The sequence below is a fragment of the Pseudoalteromonas sp. UCD-33C genome, assembly GCF_001306895.1.
Classification (GTDB): Bacteria; Pseudomonadota; Gammaproteobacteria; order Enterobacterales; family Alteromonadaceae; genus Pseudoalteromonas.
In genome coordinates this window covers 158,936-176,621 of record NZ_LJTB01000003.1, presented here as the reverse complement: position 1 = coordinate 176,621, position 17,686 = coordinate 158,936, and the positions used below count along the sequence as shown (strand labels likewise).

Below are 17,686 nucleotides of genomic sequence, written 5' to 3'. Positions count from 1 at the left end.
ATAAGGGGGGTGATTAGCCCCCTGCAATTTTAACTTTAAATTTTAGTCCTTCGAGAATCGCTTTTAGCTTATCTCTGTCATCACCTTGTACTTCGATGATACCGTCTTTTACTGCACCGCCTTGGCCCATTTTACTTTTAATGGTTTTGGCTAATTTTTTTAAGTCATGCTGCTCGCTGTCGATACCAACAACTAACATCACGCCTTTACCTTTGCGCCCTTTAGTTTGACGTTCAATGCGTAAAAAACCGTCTTTAAAAATTTTACCTTGGCTTGGTTTACTTTCTTTAGGTTGCTCAATGCGACCCGTAGCAGTTGAATAAACTAGATTATTATCGCTCATGGTAGATCTCGTTATAAAAGCTTGGCTAAATGATAACAAATTTCATCCTAAGTGTTTTAATTTTTGGCTTATTTGTTTTAAGCGGTTATATTTAGTTAAGTATCAGGAAAGATTTGTTTATTAGGAGTTTATTATGAGTTTAACGCGCAGCACTTCTGCTGATGGCGCTATATTAACCGTACAAATCAAAGGAAAATTTGATTTTAATTTGGTGCAATCTTTTCGTCAGGCGTACGCCGATCTCAACGACAATATCGATAAAGTGGTTATAGATCTCAGAGAAACAGATTACATGGACAGCTCAGCGTTAGGTATGTTGCTGAACATGAAAAAAAACCTAACAGGCAAAGTTGAAACAATTCAAATTAGTAACTGCCAACCGCAACTGAAAAAAATCCTGCAAATATCACGTTTTGATAAAAAGTTCGATATTGATTGATGCTTAATATTCTGGTTGTAGACGATCTTGCCTTAAATCGTCGCTTATTAACCGTGATGTTAGAGCAGCAGGGCTACCGTGTTTATAGCGCTGAAAACGGTCTTGTTGCTTTAAACCTGCTCGAAGAACACACCATTGATATTGTGTTACTCGATGTCATTATGCCTGTGATGGACGGCTTTGAAACCGCTGCTATTATCAAAGAGCGCTTTAGCCAAGTCTATTTGCCGATTATTTTTATTACCTCTTTAGAAGACGAAGCGAGTTTTGAGCGTTGCTTAGCGGTTGGCGGCGATGACTTTTTACATAAGCCGTTTCAAGAAGTGATTCTTAACGCGAAAATTAAAGCGCATAGCCGGATCCGTAATTTAAGCCAAAAGGCAAGAGAGCAAAATCTACAACTTGAATATCATCAAAATCAAGTTGAGCGTGAACATGAAATTGTCGAACATATTTTTAATAATGCTCTTGAGAACCAACAATCTTTTCCTAAGCATTTAGATTTTCATTTATCGCCTGCGGCTATGTTTAATGGCGATATGTTTTTGATCGCACAAAGCCCATTAGGTAGCTTATATTGCATGCTTGGTGATTTTACTGGTCATGGTTTAGCCGCTGCAGTCGGAGCTCTCCCTGCTTCAAGAGTATTTTATACCATGGTGAGTAAGGGCATGTCTGTGAGTGATATTGCCGCAGAAATCAATTCAGTATTAGGTAAGTTATTACCAGGCCACATGTTTTGTGCTGCAACCATCATAGAGCTTAGCAGTACCGGAAAAAGTATCTCGGCATGGCTAGGGGGCTTACCCGATACCTATATCATCAATCAAAGCGGTGAAGTTATTCGTACCCTTGAATCTCAACACATGGCACTGGGTATTTTAGAAGAAGATGAATTCGAACGTGCACTTATTCACATTGAAGTAGAAGACACATGCCGTATTGTCATGGCAACCGATGGTATCATTGAAACGACTAGTCCACATGACGAGTACTTTGGTGAGCATCGCTTTAAAAAAGTGCTAGCCTCAAAACCTGCTATTTCTACTGAGCAAGTACTTGAACGAGTCAATAAATTTGCCCGTGGTAGTAAACAACAAGACGACTTGAGCCTCGTATTATTAAATTGCTTACCAATGCGCGAGCCTGAGCAAAAATCAGAGCCGCTATCCGCATTACCTTTTAATTTTTCATTGAGCTTGAACTCAAAGCAAATCAAAAGTACCGATCCGGTGCTGGAAGTTGTTGATGTAATAAGCAAAGTAGCGGGGTTAAATGCACATCGCGCTAATATCTTTTTGATACTCTCAGAAGCGTATAACAACGCTTTAGATCATGGGGTGTTAGGTCTCGACTCAGAGGTCAAAAATCAGGAAGATGGCTTTTTAATTTATTATCAACAACGTGAAGAGGCCCTCGCAAATTTAACCGATGCCTTAATCATTATTGATATTCGTTATTGCCCAGAAGAACTTGCTTTATATTTTACTGTTTGCGACTCAGGAAATGGTTTTAGTAAAGAACAGGCAAATCAACAAAGCCTTGCAAGAGAGCATGGTAGAGGCTTGTGCTTGCTTGGGGAAGTAGCTTCAAAAGTGACCTTCAATAGTGCAGGCAACCAAGTCGAAATTTATTATCAATTAACAGCAAGCAGTACTAGCTCACACTAAAATCGCATGTTATCATTCTGGCATTATAGATGTTTGGATGGCTAAATGATTTCTAACTACTTATCGACAGCTCAGCTTAAATTACCAGAAAATTTGGTTGCTGAGCAATTATCAAACCTTGAACATTATCTTGCAGAGTCAGCTTTACCAGCAGTGCGTTGGGAGTATCAAATTCCTGAGCTAGGCGAGGGTGGTGCGTGTAGCTTGTTTGGCTACTTACAAGATGAACCATTCAAATTAAATGATTATGTTGCCGATGATGCTACCAATACTGAAAAACTGGCTAAGCTTCAACAAATTATCGATTTTGTTGTTGCCCAAACTCACGTTGATTGGTTTGGTATTTATCAAGCGACAGAGACTAATGAAGGTTCTCAGTTATTAAAGCTGGTTTATCATGGTGCACCGAGCCGTCCATTATTCCCGCTAACAGAAGCATTTGCTAAAGGTAGTAACAATGTTCAAGTTGCACTTTCTAAGCAAGGGCGTGTGATCAATAACGTAGCCGATTACCTTGCACAAGGTGGTGAGTATTATACTTGCGACCCGAAGGTGAAAGCTGAGACTTGTTTACCATTATTATCAGACAAAAATGAATGCTTAGGTATTATAGATGCAGAAGCATTTAATAATGATTTCTTTGATCAGCAAACCCTTGCATTACTTGTGGCTTGTTGTATTAAAATTCCTCAACTCTTGGTCTAATTTAACTAGTAATCAGGCTGGGTTTTTATGTTAAGCTAGTGGCAACGCTAACCCCTATAAAAAGAGATAGTCAATGTTCTCAGAATTAAAACCATTACCAACAGATCCTATTCTTGGCCTAATGGCGGCCTTTAAACAAGATACAAACCCAAAGAAAATCGATTTGGGTGTAGGTGTTTATAAGGATGAGCAGGGCAATACGCCTGTATTAAAAGCGGTTAAAAAAGCGGAAGCGTTTCGTTTAGAAAACGAAACCAGTAAATCGTATATTGGCTTGGCAGGTAACCTAGATTACTGTCAAAAAATGGAAAACTTATTACTGGGTGAGCATCCAGCACTTTTAGCTAACCGTGTTCGCACTGCACAAGCACCAGGTGGTACAGGTGCATTACGTGTTGCAGCTGAATTCATCAAGCGTTGCAACAAAGATGCGACTGTATGGGTAACTACGCCAACGTGGGCAAACCACATCAGCTTATTTGAAGCGGCGGGCTTAACAGTAAAAGAATACCCTTACTACGATTACGAAAATAAAGACCTTTTATTTGATGACATGATTAATACCCTTAAGCAAGTGCCTAAAGGTGATGTTGTGTTATTCCACGCATGTTGTCACAACCCAAGCGGTATGGATTTAAATGCTGAGCAATGGAGCATCGTTGCTGATCTTGCTGTTGAAGTTGGTTTCACGCCACTGGTTGATATTGCTTACCAAGGTTTTGGTTCAAGCCTTGAAGAAGACGCAGCGGGTCTTCGTAAATTAGCAGCAGCGGTAGATGAGTTAATCATCTGTTCTTCTTGTTCGAAAAACTTCGGTTTATACCGCGAGCGTATCGGTGCATGTTCAATCATTGCTAAAGATGCAGCAACTGCTGATATCTCTAACTCTGTATTATTAAGTGTTGTACGTAGCATCTATTCAATGCCGCCTGCGCATGGTGCTGATATTGTTAGCACGATTTTAGGTAGCACTGAGCTGACGCAAATGTGGCATGACGAGCTTGATGAAATGCGTAATCGCATTAATGGTTTGCGTACTTTAATTAAAGAAAGCTTAGCTGCGAAAGGCATTGAGCAAGACTTCTCATTTATTGACCGTCAAAATGGTATGTTCTCATTCCTAGGTATTAATAAAGAGCAAATCGAGCGCTTACAAAAAGAGTACTCTATCTACATTGTGGGTTCTAGCCGTGTAAACGTTGCTGGTATCAGTGATGCAAACATTGATTACTTTGCAAATGCAGTAGCAGACGTTTGTAAGTAACCTGCTTTATAGCGATAAAAAAACCGCAGTGACTGCGGTTTTTTTATGCCTGTAATATGTGTTACTACGAGTAGGTATTAATGCAGCCAGCGAATGGCGTCATTGATCATACTGTTGTAGCTATCAAGTGGAGCGCCAATACTCGCTATTAAGATAGTATCCGCTCGCTCACCACGGTTGATGTGGCCAGCGAAACGCTCATCATTGAAATCGTCAGAGCCAGTGCCAAATGGTTGCTCGTCAGAAGGCACAATGAATACCGTCATCGGGCCAAAATCAGACTCAAATACCAAGTGCAGACCTTTTTTGCCTTGAAAGTCACAAAACATTAAATAGGTTACTTTACCTGGTAGCTCATCTAAATGTCCGCCAATGGTGGCAAACTTTTCGTTCACATAGGCAAGGTCTATCGCTTCATGTTTATCTAGCGAGCCTATCTCATGGTATAGGTGCGCAAAGGCATGCTCACCCACGCTGTATAACGTATGTTGTTTGTTAGTGACAAAGAACACACTAATTGCTACTAAAAACGACGCTGCAGCGGCTAAATACAAGCGATTAAAGGCAAAGCGCGACTTAGCCTCAATAATGGTGTCTAGCGGCTGCTCTGAAGGCGCTTTTTCTGCGGCATAGGTATTATCAATAATTCGCTTTGCTAAATTTTCAGGCACGGGGATGTTAAGCGCATTACTTAGTTCATCATCTAAAGCGCGCACATCATCAATAAACGCCTGTTTATCTGTGTCCTGCTCGGCAAACGCTTCAAGTTCCTTATCAATAGTGCTTGGCTCGGCGAGGATGCGGCGGCGAAACTCGAGTTCATCCATTAATTTGATGCTCCTCTAAGTTGATCATCATCACTGCTTAAAGCCTCTTTAAGCTGGTTTCTGGCACGGAAAAGTCGTGTCATGACAGTATTTTTATTTAAATCGAGGATCTGGGCGATTTCATCGCCAGAGCAACCCATTACTACTTGTAATAGCAATGGCTCTCGATACTCTTGTGATAACTTTCCTATTTGTCGTTGAATCACTGTTTGTTCCATTTCAGCATCAAGGGTTGTACTTTGTTCATCTACAAGGGTGTCGTTTTCAACATCGGCGTAATCAAATTGTTTACGTTCAAAGCGGCGTGCGTTCTCGCGGCGCAAAATAGTTAACAGCCAAGGTTTGACTGCTTGTTGATCTTGCAGTGAATCCAAGGCACGCCAAGACCTCAGGAAGGTTTCCTGCACTAAGTCTTCAGCAATGTTCTGATCACGACACAACCAATACGCAAAGCGAAAAAGCTCACTGTGGTAGACATGAACCAGCGCTTCATATCGCTTTTGTTTTTCTGTCATAGTAACTAAGACCTGCCTATCAGAAAAAAACTTTCTGAGATTATTATTTTTTTCTTAAAAAAACGGCTAATTCAAGATTAGCCGTTTATTTTCTAATAGTTAATCGTAAAGATTTTTTAATTCAGTATCATTACTTGTCGATTTAGTGTGCTTTGTTGCTTGGCTTAGCAAACTGACGATTAAGCTTAAATCAACCTGTTCATCTGCTGAACTATAAAGTTTAGTGCGTAATTTAGCAATTTCATCATTAAGTTGTGTGTTTTTCAGTGATGCTAGTAAACACTCGATGGCGGCTGCATTTTTACCTGTTTGCTGTTTTGCATAAAGGTTCAATGCGTTATAAAACCCTGAGCTATTGTTTTGCTTTGCAAACTGCTTAAGCTCATTTAACGATACTGATGAACCACTGGTAGGTAATGGCTCAGCTGTCGACTGTTGAGGGCGCTTTTTAATGTAAAGCACTAAGGTGATTAACCAAAGTCCATAGCCGACAATTGCCACGATAATAAGCCACACAGGGGTCGTAACTTGCGTAACGGTTTCTACATTAGTTGGCGTATCACTCAGCTCATTAGAGCTTGCGGTTTGCGGCTCTGCGATAGCTGGAGCTGTTGGTGTGAGTGGATTTGTACTTGGCACAACGGTTAGTGTGCGTGAAGGTATGGTCGCATAGCTAATACGATTGATTTTAGTATTAAACCAAGGCAGCTTGATTTCAGGCAATGTGTAAGTGCCCGGTGTTTGCGGTAATAAAGCATAAGAAGCAGTTTGCTGTGAAATAACGCGGCCATCACGTACCAGGTGGTTACTCTCTTTTTCATCAGGGTAACTTCTAAAACCTTGCACCTGCGGCATATCGATATCAGGAAGTTGCTCTTTAGTAACCCCCAATGCGGTTAAGGTGATAGTTCGAGTGATTGGCGTGCCAACTTCAACGGTGTCGTCTTTTGGTTGCCATTGCTCATCAAGGTTAACCAGTTCACTTGGTAGCCATGCACCTGTGTAGTTATCTGGAATTGGCTTGATTACAACATCAACATCTTCGCCCATCGCTGACACAGCCATTTGGCGATAGTTTTGACGAATACGGCCGTTGAACACAGGTGCCGTAATAGTATTTACGCCACTTTTTTGTGGCTGCACTAAGTACTCACGGGTGATCACTAAATAGCGTTTGCCATCAATTAACTCATAGTCTTCAGATTGCTTGTTAATTGGGGTTAGCTCAGCGTTTTCCATTTCTGGCGTAGTTAAGTTGCCATCAAGCAATTCTTTGTTGTTGTCTAAATACAATTTAACTGTATAAACACCGGCTTCTTGCACGTATAAGCTAGTTGGCTTGATGCTTGTTTTAATGAAGGCTTCTTTATTTTGCTCTGAGGTTTGACTGCGCTTAGCTACCGTTAGCTCAATCGGTTTTGAACTGACACCAGCTACAGTAAATGCAGGGATGGTATAAGTGCCTTCTTTGCGGGTCATCAGCTTTACAGACCAGTTAGTTTGCTTACTGATTTCACCATTAATAATATTAGTGCGCGAGCTAACACTGGTCGGCCCAACAACAAAGTCTTTTAATAGCACCGAAGTGTCTGGTTGTTCGCTGTTAATAGAGTCGTCTGCTGAGATGGTTAAAACAAAAAACTCACCGGCAAGGACAGGGTTTTTATCAACACTTGCCTGTAGCTGGGTGGCAGCCCAAAGCGGCGCTGCCGCGATTAGCAATAAACAACATAATAATCGCATTACCATGATTTTTCGGCTCCTCGTGGACGACGTTGATAGTTTCGTTTTTGTGCTTCTAATTGCATTTTATTTCTTAATAAGATCGCAGGATCATCGGGAACTTTGCGCAGCAGCTGGTTAAGTTGCTGGGCTTTCTCTTTCTCTTCATTAGTCAGTTCAGCAGCTTGTGCCTGCATGGCTTGTTGCTCTGCTTGCTGTTTAGCTTGTTCATCACTTTGCGAAGGCTGTGGCTGGGCATCTTGTCGCTCGGGAGCTTGCTCTGGCTGTTGTTCTCCTGATTGTGACGACGTGTCTTTTTCAGATTGCATTTCAGGTTTGTTTTGCTGGTCACTTTCAGACTCGCTTTGTTCACCTTTTTGATCTGATTGCTCACCTTGCTCTGGTGGTTGTTGGCCATCTTGCTGCTCACTCTGCTCAGAGTTTTCACCTTGCTGTGAATTTTCACCCTGTTGCTTTTGTTGGTTATCTTGCTGACCATCAGAGTTTTGTTGATCATTGTTTTGCTGTTGATCTTGTTGCTGCTGTTGTTGCTCTTGCTGCTGCAATAACTGTTCTACGAGGGCTTGGTTTTCTTTTGCCTCAGTGAAGTCATTTTTAAGCTGTTGGGCTTGCTTATAAGCTTCTATGGCTTGCTCTAGCTCACCGGCCTTAGCAAGGGCATTACCGTAGTTGTACAAACCCGTTGCGGATTTATCTTCACTAAACGCATCCATGGCCGCTTGGTAATTACCTTGCTGATAAAGAGCTGCGCCTTTAAGTTGTGTGTTTTCAGCTTGGGCGGCTTGTTCAAATTGATTTTGCTGATAGGCATCAAGAGCACGTTGGTCTTGGTTTTTAAACACCTCAGGTAATTCGGCGGCGTAAACCTGTTGCTGAGGTAGGAACATAACAAACAAAAAGCCAACTACTAGGCTACTACGGCGAATTAAAAAGAGCGCTAACGGCAATAAAATAATCAGGCCGTAAATACCTGCATCAACACGCCATAACGCTTGGCTTTGCTTCTCATCTTTGAGTACTTCAGCATTTGCGGTTGGGGCAAATGTTTGAATATCTTGATTACTGGTTTGATACAGTGCAAATTTGCCACCGCTGTTGCGTGCAAGCGAACTTAAGCGGCTGACATTAAGCGTTGGAATCACAATCTGTCCTTGAATGTCTTTTAAAAAGCCTCCTTCAGGTAGCTTAATCGGCGCACCTTGCTCTGTGCCAACTCCGTAGACATTTAAACGATAATTAGACTGAGCGGTAAAGCGGCTAATATCTTCTTGATCTAGGCTATCAACTCCATCGGTGACTAAAATAATATCACCATCTAAATAGCCAGCTTGTTTAAGTAAGTCGTCGGCTTTTTCTAGGCCTTCAATAACATTTGAACCTTTGCTCGGCATGATATCAGGGCTTAGGCTTGGGATAAGGTTAGCCAAAGTGCTAGCGTCATTGGTTAGCGGCGAAATGGTAAATGCAGAGCCTGCATAAGCCACTAATGCCGTATCACCTTCTTTGAAAAGCTCAATCATATCAAGTGCTTTAAAGCGAGCCTGCACTAATCGGCTTGGTGCGATGTCGGTACTGAACATGGAGTACGACATATCCATCACAATGACCCGCGCATTCTTTGCTTGAAACACGGGAACTTGTTTTTTCTCAAAGCTTGGACCTGCTGAAAAAACGATGGCTAACAGGATAAACACCGCAACTAGCCAAAGCGGTTGGCTTTGTTTTTTATGGTTATCGCTCATTACAAATTGTGCCAAATGGGGGGCAATTAAATCAGCGGGGGCGCTTTTTTTGTTGCGTACCAACAGCACACTAAAAATAATCAGCGCGGGGATTAATAACCAAAGTAGGGCAGGGCGAATAAATTCAAAATCCATACTAGCTCTCCTGCTTAAATTGGCGAATAAAACTCACGAGCATTGCTAAGCTTATTAAGCCTAGCGCCACAAGCAGTGGAATATAAAACAATGAAATTTGTGGGCGGAACGTTTGTTCATCGCTACTAATTGGCTCAAGCTTATCGAGCTCTTGATAAATTTGCTGTAAGCCAGCCACATCTTTTGCTCTAAAGTATAAGCCGCCGGTTTGCTCGGCAATACGCTTGAGTAGGCTTTCATCTAAGTTACCGCCACTCATCCCCCCCATATTAAATAGGCTGAAACCACGCGGGTTATCAGAGCCAACACCTATGGTATATACCTTAATGCCTTCTTCGCGGGCTAACAGCAGGGCATCTTCTGGATCAAGGTTACCGGCGGTGTTTTGGCCATCGGTTAATAGTACAACGATACGGTTACTTTCATCTTTATTAGCAAAACGCTTTACAGATAAACCTAATGCATCACCAATGGCTGTTGCTCTACCTACTAGACCAATTTGCGCTTCGCTGAGCATTTGGCTTACGGTTTTAACATCACGAGTAAGAGGTGTTTGTAAAAATGCGGTATCACCAAATAAGATAAGACCAAGGCGGTCACCTTGACGCTGTTCAATAAAGTCACTGAGTACGGCTTTTACCATGGTAAGCCTATCAACATACTGATTCTGGTAGGCCATATCTTGCTCTGTCATCGAGCCAGATAAATCCACCGCCAGCATAATATCGCGGCCTTCATTAGGCAGTGTGATAGGTTCATCAAGCCAAGTTGGATTTGCAATAGCGACAACTAAAGAGATCCAAACAGCCCATTCAAGCAATGAAACTTTTCGGCTGTGTTGCTGTACTGCTTGATTATTTAAGCCAAGCTTAGCAAAGCCAGGAATACGTAAACGTAACTGCCCTTGTTGCTTTAACGGCATAAAGCGGCTTAATAACCAAGGTAAGGGTAAAAGCACAAAACACCATGGCCAACTAAACTCAAACATTAATTGGCTCCTTGAGTTTAAAGTTGCTAATAGCACTGCGTAATTTAGCCCCGAGCTCAGCATTATTACTTTGTTGTTGATAAAGCGGCATCAACTCGTCGTAACTAAAGTTGTCGCCACTGAGTTTAGATAAACTTTCAGACCACTTAGCCAAAGGCTGAGAAGCAAGCTGACTGCTGTAATAATGACGAGTTAAGCGTTTTAAAATAATGTGTAGCTCTTGCGCGTCATCATCACTAAGGGTTTTACTTAATTTAATGGCTTGTTTTTTGGCTTTTTTAAATTGCTGGTTTTTATATAAAAGCACTAAGCCGAAAATTATTAACGAACCAACTAAGGCGATAATTAGCCACCAAATTGGAGCAAGTGGCCACCATGCAACCTCGGTCGGTGCAATGACATCATGTAAGCCATCTAGCGGATTTTTTTGCATTGTTACTTTCTCACTAATTGCAGCTCAAGAGGAGTGGCTGCACTGAATGAAATTAAACTAAGCCCAGATTTTTGTAAGCGTTTTAATCTGTTAGAAAACGACTCTTCGGCAGACTTAGCAAAGCGCTCGCGAAATTGCTTATCCATTAATGGTAAAGCAAGCTCTTGGCCATTTGCCGACACTGTCACCGTTTGTTTAAAAGCAGGTAGCTGGTGCTCGAACGGATCACTTATATGACAGCCAATCAATTCACAGTGCCTGCTCAGTATTTCAAGTTGTTTGAAACTTGCTTCATCAAGGGCGCTAAAATCAGAGACGATATAAACCAAGCTTCCTGGTTTTGCTAAATGATTAAGACGTTTAAGGTTTTCGCTAAATAAGCTGGTGGCTGTTTGATCGATATTAGTCAGAGCTTGGCTGTGAATATCACATAAGTTGTGACAAAGCTTTAACACTGCTTTCTCTCGTGAGGTCGGTTTTAATTCGTGATGACCTTGCTGATTAAACACCAAGCCACCAATGCGATCACCTCGTTGACACGCCGACCAAGCAACCAGTGCGCTAATGTGCGCTGCTTGCACCGACTTTAACAGTAACTTTGAGCCAAACAGCATCGAGTTAGAAAAGTCGGTAAAGACAAAAACAGGGCGTTCTTTTTCTTCTTGAAACAGCTTAGTGTGGGTTTCGCCAGTGCGTGCGGTAACACGCCAGTCGATAGAGCGTATATCATCACCGGCTTGGTAATGACGCACCTCGGCAAACTCCATACCGCGCCCTTTATGAGGTGCAAGGTATTGCCCAGCTAAGCTGTTTTTGATTTTTACTTTGGGCGCAAGTTCTAGCAAACGAGCTTTGGCTTTGTAATACATCAACTCTTTGAGTGATAAATTGACGCCTTGACTATGACTCGCTGCTAACCACGCCGCTGTATCAAATTGGCTCGACATAGCTTATGGCACTGCCACCAATTCTAAAATACGGCTGATCACATCGTCTTTACTGATGCCATCGGCCTGTGCTTCGTAACTTAAGATAATACGGTGACGCAATACATTATGCAGCACTGCTTGAATATCATCTGGGGCAACAAAGTCACGGCCTTCTAGCCAAGCATGCGCGCGGGCACACTTATCAAGGGCAATGGTTGCACGTGGGCTTGCGCCATATTCAATCCAGCGTCCAAGTTGTTCATCAAGCTCTGCTGCTTCACGAGTGGCAACAATTAACTGTACTAGGTATTTCTCAAGCGGCTCAGCTAAATACAAACCTAATATCGCTTTACGGGCAGCAAATAGCTCACTTTGACTAATTTGCTGTGTCGTTGCTTGCTTGTCAGAAATAGCCTCACCACGGGTTAGGCGTAGGATATCTAATTCGTGTTCTGCACCCGGGTAATCAATGCTCAAATGCAATAAGAAGCGGTCAAGCTGAGCTTCTGGCAGTGGGTAAGTGCCTTCTTGTTCTAGCGGGTTTTGGGTTGCCATAACCATAAATAGATCAGACAGCGGATAGGTGTTTTTACCTACCGTTACTTGGCGTTCAGCCATGGCTTCTAGTAGGGCTGATTGCACTTTAGCAGGAGCACGGTTTATTTCATCTGCCAAAATTAGGTTATGAAATAATGGGCCTTTTTCAAATACGAACTCACTGGTTTGCTGGCGATAAATATCAGTACCAGTCACATCCGCAGGTAATAAGTCTGGGGTAAATTGTACACGTTGGAAACTGCCTTCAACGCCTTTCGCTAAGGCATTGACTGCACGCGTTTTCGCAAGACCCGGAGGGCCTTCAACTAATAAGTGGCCATCTGCCAAAATTGCGATTAACAGTGCTTGAGTTAATTGTGGTTGGCCGATAATTTGCGTGTCTAGATATGATTTTAATTGTGAAAATGCGTTAACTGCCATAATAAAAAGACTGTCCTAAAAGCGTGAGTCAAAAATTGTTTTTGTTATGCGCCAATGCGTTATATTCAGTACCGATAAATTATTTGCGCGGTACCGTGGTGGGGCGCTATTAACAAGTTATAAGGATTCAAAAGTTATAACACAAGTGTTAGACACAAAATCCTCAAATAGTTCGTTATTTTTTAAGGATTTTTAGCCTACCATATAAATACGGTGTTTTTTTGTAAATAGGCCGAAAAAAGCCTATGGTTGAAAACTTACTATTGGCATTCGTACACGGGTTGTTTTAGAATCAGGAAAAACAAACAGGTCAGACCTGTCAGCGGGAGAGCATAAATGTCTGAGCAAAATATACTTAAAACAGCAAAAGGCGATCGTATCGCTATCGTTAGCGGCCTGCGAACGCCATTCGCAAAGCAAGCCACAGCATTCCATCATGTACCAGCCCTTGATATGGGTAAGTTAGTTGTCAACGAAATGCTTGAACGACTTAACTTTGATAAATCTGAAATTGACCAACTTGTATTTGGACAAGTAGTGCAAATGCCAGAAGCGCCAAACATTGCCCGTGAAATCGTATTAGGTACGGGTATGCCTGTTTCTGTTGATGCATATTCTGTTTCGCGTGCGTGTGCAACAAGTTTCCAAGCCATTGCTAACGTAGCCGAGTCAATTATGGCAGGCTCAGTGCAAGTAGGTATTGCCGGTGGTGCTGACTCATCGTCTGTATTACCTATTGGTGTTAGTAAAAAATTAGCGGGTAGCCTTGTTGATTTAAACAAAGCACGTACGCTTGGTCAGCGATTAAAGATTTTCTCTAAACTACGTCTAAAAGATTTACTTCCTGTTCCGCCTGCGGTCGCTGAGTACTCTACTGGTTTATCTATGGGTCAAACAGCAGAGCAAATGGCGAAAACACATAGCATCAGCCGTGAAGATCAAGATGCCTTAGCACATCGTTCGCACACCCTTGCAAGTCAGGCGTGGGCTGATGGTAAACTTAAAGATGAAGTAATGACTGCACATGTTGCACCTTATAAGAGCTTTATTGAGCAAGACAATAACATTCGTCATAACTCAACGGTTGAAGGCTACGCGAAATTAAAACCAGTATTTGACCGTCAGCACGGATCAGTGACTGCAGCTAACGCAACGCCATTAACTGATGGGGCGGCTGCGGTATTAATGATGAGTGAGAGTAAAGCCAAAGCATTGGGTTACGACATTCTAGGTTATGTACGCAGTTTTGCTTTCTCAGCAATTGGTGTACATGAAGATATGCTAATGGGTCCGGCGCACTCAACGCCAATTGCCCTAGATAGAGCAGGTATCACATTAGCTGATTTAGATTTAATCGAAATGCATGAAGCATTTGCAGCGCAAACACTGGCTAATATGAAGATGTTTGCGTCAGATAAATTTGCACAAGAAAAGCTAGGTCGCAGCAAAGCGATCGGCGAAATTAACATGGACAAGTTCAATGTATTAGGTGGCTCACTTGCATACGGTCACCCATTTGCGGCAACAGGTGCGCGCCTGATCACGCAAAGCTTACATGAACTTAATCGTCGCGGTGGCGGCTTAGCGCTTACGACTGCGTGTGCAGCGGGTGGCTTAGGCGCAGCCTTTGTATTGGAGAGTGCGTAATGACAGATTCAGTATTTAGTTTATCAGTGGCTGACGACGGCGTAGCTGTTGTAACCATTGATGTGCCGGGTGAGAAAATGAACACCCTGCGCAGCAGTTTTGCAGAAGATTTAAAAACCTTACTTAAAGACGCACAAGCGCAAGCAGTAAAAGGCATGGTATTTATCAGTGGTAAAAGCGATAACTTTATCGCCGGTGCTGATATTAAAATGCTTGATAGCGCCAATAGCCGTGAAGATGCATTAGCGTTAAGCGAAATGTGTCAGCAAGCATTTTTCGATATGAAAAAGCTGCCTTTTCCAACAGTAAGTGCTATTCATGGTGCTGCATTGGGCGGCGGTTTAGAGTTTGCTTTAGCGTGTGATTATCGCGTGTGTTCAGACAGCGATATCACTAAGCTTGGTTTGCCAGAAGTACAGTTAGGCTTATTACCTGGTGGTGGCGGTACTCAACGTTTACCTAAATTAGTTGGCTTGCAAAAAGCACTTGAGTGGATGCTTACAGGTAAGCAAGTGCGTGCTAAGCAAGCGAAGAAAACAGGCTTAGTAAATGACTGTGTACCACACAGTGTATTACTTGACGTTGCTAAAGAGTTTGCCCTGAAAGGTAAGGCGAAGGCTACTAAACCTAAGCTAGACCGTTTAAGTCAATTACTTGAGTCAAACCCATTTGGTCGCAATATTATTTTCAAAAAAGCACAAGAAAACGTGCTGAAGAAAACAGGCGGTCACTACCCGGCACCTTTAGCCATTATTAAAGCTGTTCGTGCAAGTGTTGAACTTGATCAGTTAAAAGCATACAAAACTGAAGCTGAAGGCTTTGCCACGCTGGTAATGAGTGATGAGTCAAAAGCATTACGCGGTATTTTCTTTGCAACCACTGAAATGAAAAAAGAGTGGCGTAATGATGATGCGCCAGCAATCGCTAAAGCGGCAGTATTAGGCGGCGGCCTCATGGGCGCGGGTATTGCCCATGTTAGTGCTGTAAAAGCGGGTGTTCCAGTGCGCATTAAAGATGTGGCTGAAAAGGGCATCAGCAATGCAATGAACTACAGCTATAAGATTTTAGATAAAAAGCAAAAGCGTCGTATTTTATCTAAAGCTGATCTACAACAAACCATGAACCGCATTACCGGTACCACCGATTACAGCGGCTTTAAACACATTGATATCGTTATCGAAGCCGTGTTTGAAGATCTTGCTTTAAAGCAAGGTATGGTGGCTGATGTAGAACGTGAGTGCCAAGACAACACGATTTTTGCAAGTAATACCTCATCATTACCAATTGCACAAATTGCTGCTGATGCAGCACGCCCAGAAAATGTAATTGGTCTGCATTACTTCTCACCTGTTGAGAAAATGCCACTTGTTGAGATCATTCCACATGAAGGTACGTCTGAAGAGACTATCGCACGCGTTGTTAACTTCGCCCGTAAGCAAGGTAAAACACCAATTGTGGTTAAAGATATGGCTGGTTTCTATGTAAACCGTATCTTAGCGCCTTATGTCAATGAAGCGGCTAATTTACTGCTAGCAGGTGAGCCAATTGAAAAGATTGACCAAGCATTGGTTGAGTTTGGATTCCCGGTAGGGCCTTTAGCGCTTCTTGATGAAGTAGGGATTGATATCGGTTCTAAAATTGCGCCAATCCTTGAAAAAGAATTGGGCGAGCGCTTTAAAGCCCCGGATGCCTTTAATCGCTTAATCGATTCTAAGCGTTTAGGTCGTAAGACTGGCCGTGGTTTTTATCTTTACGACAAGAAAGATAAAAAAGTGGATGAGTCAGTTTACGAGCTACTGGGTGTTACGCCATCACCTCGTTTAAACAAGAGCGAAATTGCTAAGCGTTGTGTTGCGCAAATGCTAAATGAAGCGGTGCGCTGTTTAGATGATGGCATTATTGCAAGCCCGCGTGATGGTGATATTGGTGCTATTTTTGGTATCGGTTTCCCACCATTCTTAGGCGGTCCATTTAGCTATATGGATAAACTGGGTGCAGCACAAGTGAGCTCTGAAATGGCGACTTTTGCTAACTACAACCCAATTTTCACACCTTGCGATACGTTAAAAGCAATGGCTGAAAAAGGTGGTCGTTTTTACCAAGCAGAAAGCGAAGAGCCGGCAGTAGTTGAAGCTACGCCTGTCGATCCGGTTGAAGTAACCAAAGAAGTGGTTGAAGACGAGCAAGCGTCTGAAGATGCTGATACAGAAACGACTAAAAGCTAATTCTTTAAATTAGTTAATTTTAAAAGCCCTGCTCATTGAGCGGGGCTTTTCGCTTTTTAAAAATGTAAGAAGCTTTATGGCATCACTGTGATTTTATATTTAACATTGGACAATTAAGTGCAATGACTTAAGTTAAACAAGGAAATGAGAGTGTCTACTACATGGAAACCCAAAGGTTTTATCGCAATAATTCTTGGTGTGTTATTACAACCATTTGTATTTTTGTACGTTAATAAAGCCAGATTGTTCATTGCATACTTTGTGTTGATGGTTATATGTTATTTGTTTGATATTAGGATACAAGCAAATGCAGAAGAGTCAGATTGGTATCAAGGCATCTACTTCACAAGTTTATTTATTCTTATTTGTCCTATTCATGCTTTTTGGGTAACTCAACATTATAACGCCTCTCAAAAGAGGGCTTGGTTCGCGCGTTGGTGGGTTACTTTGTTACTTTTTACTACTATTTATACTTGCCTTACTTTAGTTAGGATTTTCTTTTTTGAATTTTTCACTATACCTGCTTCATCAATGGCACCCACGCTAGAAAAAGGCAGTCAAGTTATTGTCAGCAAGCTAGGTTATGGTAATTATCAATATTTAGGTCAACAAGTTTTAAAGTCTGAGATGACAGCTGAAGTAAGCAGAGGAGATATTGTTGTATTTCAATATCCGCAAAACCCTCAATCTATTTGGATGAAGCGAGTCATCGGTTTAGCTGGCGATAGAGTTGTATATCGAAATAAAACACTCTATATCAAAAAGGCGTGTAAGCAGCCTACAGACAACTGCCCCGATTATAGTGTTATTGAACAATCGCTAGTTTCACAAGATGGAAATGGGCTAAAAATTCTACATGAAGTGAATGAGGATAGTAGCTACCAGATTTTAGTGAATGACAATCATATGGATCTAATAAGTCATTATTTCAGTCAAGTCGGTAGCAGACATGGTGAGTGGGAAATACCCCAAGGCCATTATTTTGTTATGGGGGATTCAAGAGATAATAGCTTAGATAGTCGTTATTGGGGGTTTTTACCTGAAGACAACCTAATAGGGAAAGTCATTATTAGTTGGTAACAAGTTAATATACGAGCCCTGCT

General features: G+C 42.0%; 15 protein-coding genes and 1 pseudogene. 7 read left to right on the top strand and 9 right to left on the bottom strand.

All coding sequences use genetic code 11. From position 1 onward, the window contains the following. Positions 1 to 13: 13 nt before the first annotated feature. Positions 14 to 343 carry a translation initiation factor gene (locus AOG26_RS08870; protein ID WP_054562149.1) on the bottom strand — a complete coding sequence of 110 codons (330 nt, stop codon included), beginning with the start codon at positions 341 to 343 and terminating at the stop codon, positions 14 to 16. 133 nt (positions 344 to 476) lie between these two features. Here AOG26_RS08870 and AOG26_RS08865 point away from each other — a divergent pair, with 133 nt between their 5' ends. The 4 genes from AOG26_RS08865 (at position 477) to AOG26_RS08850 (ending at position 4,421) form a co-directional block, all read left to right on the top strand. Continuing rightward, the gene (locus AOG26_RS08865) at positions 477 to 782 is read left to right on the top strand and encodes an STAS domain-containing protein (RefSeq protein ID WP_054562148.1); all 306 of its coding nucleotides are present in this window, start codon (positions 477 to 479) and stop codon (positions 780 to 782) included. Beyond that, positions 782 to 2,452, top strand: coding sequence for an ATP-binding SpoIIE family protein phosphatase (locus AOG26_RS08860; protein ID WP_054562147.1), 1,671 nt, complete (start codon positions 782 to 784; stop codon positions 2,450 to 2,452). The genes AOG26_RS08865 and AOG26_RS08860 overlap by 1 nt, the downstream gene beginning before the upstream one ends. A 45-nt stretch (positions 2,453 to 2,497) precedes the next feature. Next, positions 2,498 to 3,157, top strand: a complete 660-nt coding sequence (locus tag AOG26_RS08855; RefSeq protein ID WP_054562146.1) for a GAF domain-containing protein — start codon at positions 2,498 to 2,500, stop codon at positions 3,155 to 3,157. 73 nt (positions 3,158 to 3,230) lie between these two features. Beyond that, positions 3,231 to 4,421 carry an amino acid aminotransferase gene (locus tag AOG26_RS08850; RefSeq protein WP_054562145.1) on the top strand — a complete coding sequence of 397 codons (1,191 nt, stop codon included), beginning with the start codon at positions 3,231 to 3,233 and terminating at the stop codon, positions 4,419 to 4,421. A gap of 77 nt (positions 4,422 to 4,498) precedes the next feature. On the opposite strand, the gene AOG26_RS08845 is transcribed toward AOG26_RS08850, so the two are convergent. The 8 genes and pseudogenes from AOG26_RS08845 to AOG26_RS08810 all read right to left on the bottom strand — a co-directional run bounded on the left by AOG26_RS08845 (position 4,499) and on the right by AOG26_RS08810 (position 12,711). Then, positions 4,499 to 5,248 carry a DUF3379 family protein gene (locus AOG26_RS08845; RefSeq protein ID WP_054562144.1) on the bottom strand — a complete coding sequence of 250 codons (750 nt, stop codon included), beginning with the start codon at positions 5,246 to 5,248 and terminating at the stop codon, positions 4,499 to 4,501. Then, positions 5,248 to 5,796 (bottom strand): annotated as a pseudogene (locus AOG26_RS08840) (sigma-70 family RNA polymerase sigma factor); the annotation flags it as partial. The gene AOG26_RS08845 and the pseudogene AOG26_RS08840, both read right to left, overlap by 1 nt. Positions 5,797 to 5,862: 66 nt before the next feature. Further along, positions 5,863 to 7,512 (bottom strand): BatD family protein, encoded by a 1,650-nt coding sequence (locus AOG26_RS08835; RefSeq protein WP_054562142.1) that lies wholly within the window; start codon positions 7,510 to 7,512, stop codon positions 5,863 to 5,865. After that, positions 7,506 to 9,383: a vWA domain-containing protein gene (locus tag AOG26_RS08830; RefSeq protein WP_054562141.1), complete on the bottom strand. Its 1,878-nt coding sequence runs from the start codon at positions 9,381 to 9,383 to the stop codon at positions 7,506 to 7,508. The genes AOG26_RS08835 and AOG26_RS08830 overlap by 7 nt, the downstream gene beginning before the upstream one ends. A 1-nt stretch (position 9,384) precedes the next feature. Next, positions 9,385 to 10,371 carry a vWA domain-containing protein gene (locus AOG26_RS08825; RefSeq protein ID WP_054562140.1) on the bottom strand — a complete coding sequence of 329 codons (987 nt, stop codon included), beginning with the start codon at positions 10,369 to 10,371 and terminating at the stop codon, positions 9,385 to 9,387. After that, on the bottom strand, positions 10,364 to 10,804 hold the full coding sequence (locus AOG26_RS08820; protein WP_054562139.1) for a DUF4381 domain-containing protein: 441 nt from the start codon (positions 10,802 to 10,804) through the stop codon (positions 10,364 to 10,366). Before AOG26_RS08820 ends, AOG26_RS08825 begins: the two co-directional genes overlap by 8 nt. Before the next feature lie 2 nt (positions 10,805 to 10,806). Next, positions 10,807 to 11,751, bottom strand: a complete 945-nt coding sequence (locus AOG26_RS08815) for a DUF58 domain-containing protein (protein WP_054562138.1) — start codon at positions 11,749 to 11,751, stop codon at positions 10,807 to 10,809. A 3-nt stretch (positions 11,752 to 11,754) separates the two neighbouring features. Then, entirely contained in the window at positions 11,755 to 12,711 is a 957-nt protein-coding gene (locus tag AOG26_RS08810) for an AAA family ATPase (protein WP_054553219.1), read from the bottom strand. 336 nt (positions 12,712 to 13,047) lie between these two features. On the opposite strand from AOG26_RS08810, the gene fadI reads away from it, so the two are divergent. The 3 genes from fadI (at position 13,048) to lepB (ending at position 17,663) form a co-directional block, all read left to right on the top strand. Further along, positions 13,048 to 14,358, top strand: coding sequence for an acetyl-CoA C-acyltransferase FadI (gene fadI, locus AOG26_RS08805; protein ID WP_054553218.1), 1,311 nt, complete (start codon positions 13,048 to 13,050; stop codon positions 14,356 to 14,358). Further along, positions 14,358 to 16,583: a fatty acid oxidation complex subunit alpha FadJ gene (gene fadJ / locus AOG26_RS08800; protein ID WP_054562137.1), complete on the top strand. Its 2,226-nt coding sequence runs from the start codon at positions 14,358 to 14,360 to the stop codon at positions 16,581 to 16,583. Before fadI ends, fadJ begins: the two co-directional genes overlap by 1 nt. Before the next feature lie 150 nt (positions 16,584 to 16,733). Beyond that, positions 16,734 to 17,663, top strand: coding sequence for a signal peptidase I (gene lepB, locus AOG26_RS08795; RefSeq protein WP_054562136.1), 930 nt, complete (start codon positions 16,734 to 16,736; stop codon positions 17,661 to 17,663). The last annotated feature ends 23 nt before the right edge of the window (positions 17,664 to 17,686 follow it).